General features: G+C 74.2%; 3 protein-coding genes and 1 pseudogene. 1 reads left to right on the top strand and 3 read right to left on the bottom strand.

The annotated features are described in order from the left end of the window. Positions 1 to 101: 101 nt before the first annotated feature. Positions 102 to 1,136: a hypothetical protein gene (locus HCN52_RS23360; RefSeq protein ID WP_168090416.1), complete on the bottom strand. Its 1,035-nt coding sequence runs from the start codon at positions 1,134 to 1,136 to the stop codon at positions 102 to 104. After that, entirely contained in the window at positions 1,133 to 1,513 is a 381-nt protein-coding gene (locus HCN52_RS23355; protein WP_168090415.1) for a PadR family transcriptional regulator, read from the bottom strand. Before HCN52_RS23355 ends, HCN52_RS23360 begins: the two co-directional genes overlap by 4 nt. A 304-nt stretch (positions 1,514 to 1,817) precedes the next feature. Here HCN52_RS23355 and HCN52_RS23350 point away from each other — a divergent pair, with 304 nt between their 5' ends. Further along, entirely contained in the window at positions 1,818 to 2,561 is a 744-nt protein-coding gene (locus HCN52_RS23350) for a TIGR03936 family radical SAM-associated protein (protein WP_168090414.1), read from the top strand. A gap of 172 nt (positions 2,562 to 2,733) precedes the next feature. Here HCN52_RS23350 and HCN52_RS23345 read toward each other — a convergent pair. Continuing rightward, positions 2,734 to 3,028, bottom strand: a pseudogene (locus HCN52_RS23345) (hypothetical protein); the annotation flags it as partial.

Genomic DNA, 3,028 nt, shown 5'->3' with positions numbered 1-3,028 from the left:
CGGCGCCCGGGCGCCGCAGCGGGCCACGGCGAACGCCCCGCACCCCCGGTGGACACGGGGTGCGGGGCGTTCCCCGGCGGTTCGCCGGACCGGCCGCGACGCTACGCGTTCGGCCGCTGCTCCGCGCGGTGCTCCGCCAGCTCCACCAGCAGGAGGACCAGCGCCAGCACGAGAGCCAGCGAGGAGCCGACCAGCACCCAGGTCGAGTTGGTGAGCACGGTGAGGCGCAGCGCGAGGGCGCCGACCGAGATCGCGAGCATCAGCGCTGCGGAGCCCACGCCGCTCCGCAGCCACCAGCGCTCCCGCGGTGCGGGCTCGCCGTCGGCCGCTCGCAGCGCGTAGTGGCGCACCGGGCCGAACTCCTCCTCGGGCTCGGCGCCGGACTCCCGCACGTGCCGGGCGGCGTCCTCGGTGATCTCCTTCGCCCGGGCGGACGGCAGGCCGTGCAGCTCCATGAGCAGGCGCGGCAGCTCCGCGAGCCATTCCTCGCGTCCCAGCGGCGGGCGGTCCTCGGCCTCGGTGCCACTCCGGCCGCCGGGGGCGCCGAGGGGCTTGTCATCGTGCTCGCGGAGGAATCCCCAGGTGAGGGATGCGACGCCGACCGCGCTGAGCAGCAGTGCCGGGACCCGACCCAGCTCCGTGGCGGGCAGCAGGGTGAACGCGAGGGCGGCGGCAACGGCCAGTCCCAGCCCGCCACCGATCCAGGCCAGGCCGGAGGACAGCCGGGTGCCGGAGAAGCTGTACCCGAGCGAGGCGGTGAAGCCGGCCAGCAGCGCGAGCACCGCGCCCAGCAGCCCGCCCCAGGTCAGCGGCATCATGAAGCCGGCGCTGAGCCAGAGGACCAGGCCGGCGATCATGGCGTACCAGCCGGTGAGGATCAGCGCGCCGTCCACGTGGTCCTGGAACGACATGTCGTCCCAGCGCCGCTCGGCGCGCACCTCGTCGGGTATGCGGTCGCGCACGACGGCGACGGCGTACGCGTCGGGCGTCCCGAACGCCTCCTCGGGGCTCTCCCCGGACGCGGCGCAGTGCTGGCCGACCTCCTCCATCACCTCGTCGGCGACCTTGTACCCCACCCCGCGGCCTGCGAGCGCGAGTCGCAACTGCGCTTCCCAGCGGCTGTCCGTGTCCGTCATGACGATTCCTTCTCCTCGTCCCCCGTGGTGCTCCCCGCGGGGGTCTGGGTGAGATCCAGCAGCTGTCCCATCGCCGCCGAGAACCGCTGCCAGTTCTCGGCCTCCTCCCGCAGCCGCTCGCGGCCCGCGTCGGTCAGGCGGAAGACCTTGCGTCCCGGTCCGCCCTCACCGGGCTCCCAGCGGGCCTCCACCAGGCCGTCGTTCTCCATCCGACCCAGCACCGGGTAGAGGGCCCCGCCCCGGACGGTTCCGAAGCCACCCGCCGCGAGTTCCTGGACCAGTGCGTAGCCGTGCTGGTCACCGCGGGCGAGTACGGCGGCGAGCGCCAGCGGCAGTACGCCGCGCAGCCAGCTCGCCGCGGGATCCGTCGGCGGCATCCGTAGTCACCAACCCTCACTACTCGCTTGGACTGACTAGTTCGATTTCAGAGTAGTGATCCCGTGGCGGCGTGTCCAGTCCCGGCGACCGCCCCCCCGCGGCGCCCCGCGGGCGCCGATACGGCGTCGGCCCCCGCCCGCCCTGAAGGGGCGCCCGCGGCGGGGTCCGGTGCGAGCAGGGGGCGCGGACGGTGCGCTCGCCCGCTCCTGGCGCATAGAATCGGACAGCTAGTGCCTGTCTCGGCCGAAGGAATGAACGACACTGGGTAAGCGACAGCCGACCGGACCGCCTCCCGCCCCCACCGTGCAGCGGGTCCGCCTGCGCTACGCCAAACGGGGCCGGCTGAGGTTCACCAGCCACCGCGACTTCCAGCGGGCCTTCGAGCGGGCGCTCAAGCGCTCCGAGGTGCCGATGGCCTACTCCGCGGGGTTCACCCCGCACCCCAAGGTCAGCTACGCCAATGCGGCGCCGACCGGCACCGCCAGCGAGGCCGAGTACCTGGAGATCGGCCTCGCGGACCACCGCGACCCCGCCACCCTGCGGGAACGGCTCGACTCCTCGATGCCCGACGGCCTCGACATCGTCGACGCCGTCGAGGCCCGCACCGCGAGCTTCGCGGAACGGCTCACCGCCTCCTCCTGGGAACTGAGACTGACCGGCGTCGCCCCCGAGGACGCCGAACGGGCGGCCGCGAGGTTCCTGGCAGCCGCATCGGTCGAGGTCACGCGCCAGACCAAGAAGGGTGCACGCACCTTCGACACCCGCGCCGCCGTGGTCTCCCTGACCGCCGAGGGCGGCGGGGCGGTCGCCCCCGACGGCGGCCCCTGTGCGATACTGCGCCTGGTGGTCCGGCACCTCACACCTGCCGTACGACCCGACGACGTCCTGTCCGGTCTCCGCACGACGGCCGACCTGGCGCCGCCGGTCCCCCCAGGGGTGACCAGGCTGGCGCAGGGGCCCCTCGATGAGGAGACCGGCACGGTGACCGACCCGCTCGCGCCTGACCGCGACGCCGCCCCGGCCATCTCCATGGCCGCAGGACGGTAGGACGCGGCGGCGCCGCTGGAGTTGCCGGTCAGGGACTGCGTCCACGCGCCGTAGGACGGCCCGGGACCAGGAAGCCATCCGGGGTCCGGCCCGAGCCGACGTCGTGACACCGACCAACAGACTTTCGCCGTAGCCGTGCCCCAGAGGCCCGGAACCGGCGAGCTACCACAGATCAAGCTCCTGTGCGGCGCCCGCAGTCACCGACGCGGCGCCCGGGAGCGTGACGGGAGAACCCCCGCATGCACGAGATCGACGCGTCCGCCGGCACGGACGCCGCGGAACGAAGCGACACCTCCACCACCCCCAGCGACACCCTGCCGCCGCGCCGGCGCCGCCGTGCGGCCTCCCGGCCGGCCGGCTCGCCGACCACCGCCAGGTCGGTCTCGGCGCGCCGGTCGGCCTCGCGCAGCACTTCGACGAAGAGCTGTTCGCGGGAGCCGAAGTAGCGGCTCACCGCCGCGTGCGTG

This window comes from Streptomyces bohaiensis (assembly GCF_012033785.1).
GTDB lineage: Bacteria > Actinomycetota > Actinomycetes > Streptomycetales > Streptomycetaceae > Streptomyces > Streptomyces bohaiensis.
This window is presented reverse-complemented; position numbering and strand designations above follow the sequence as displayed.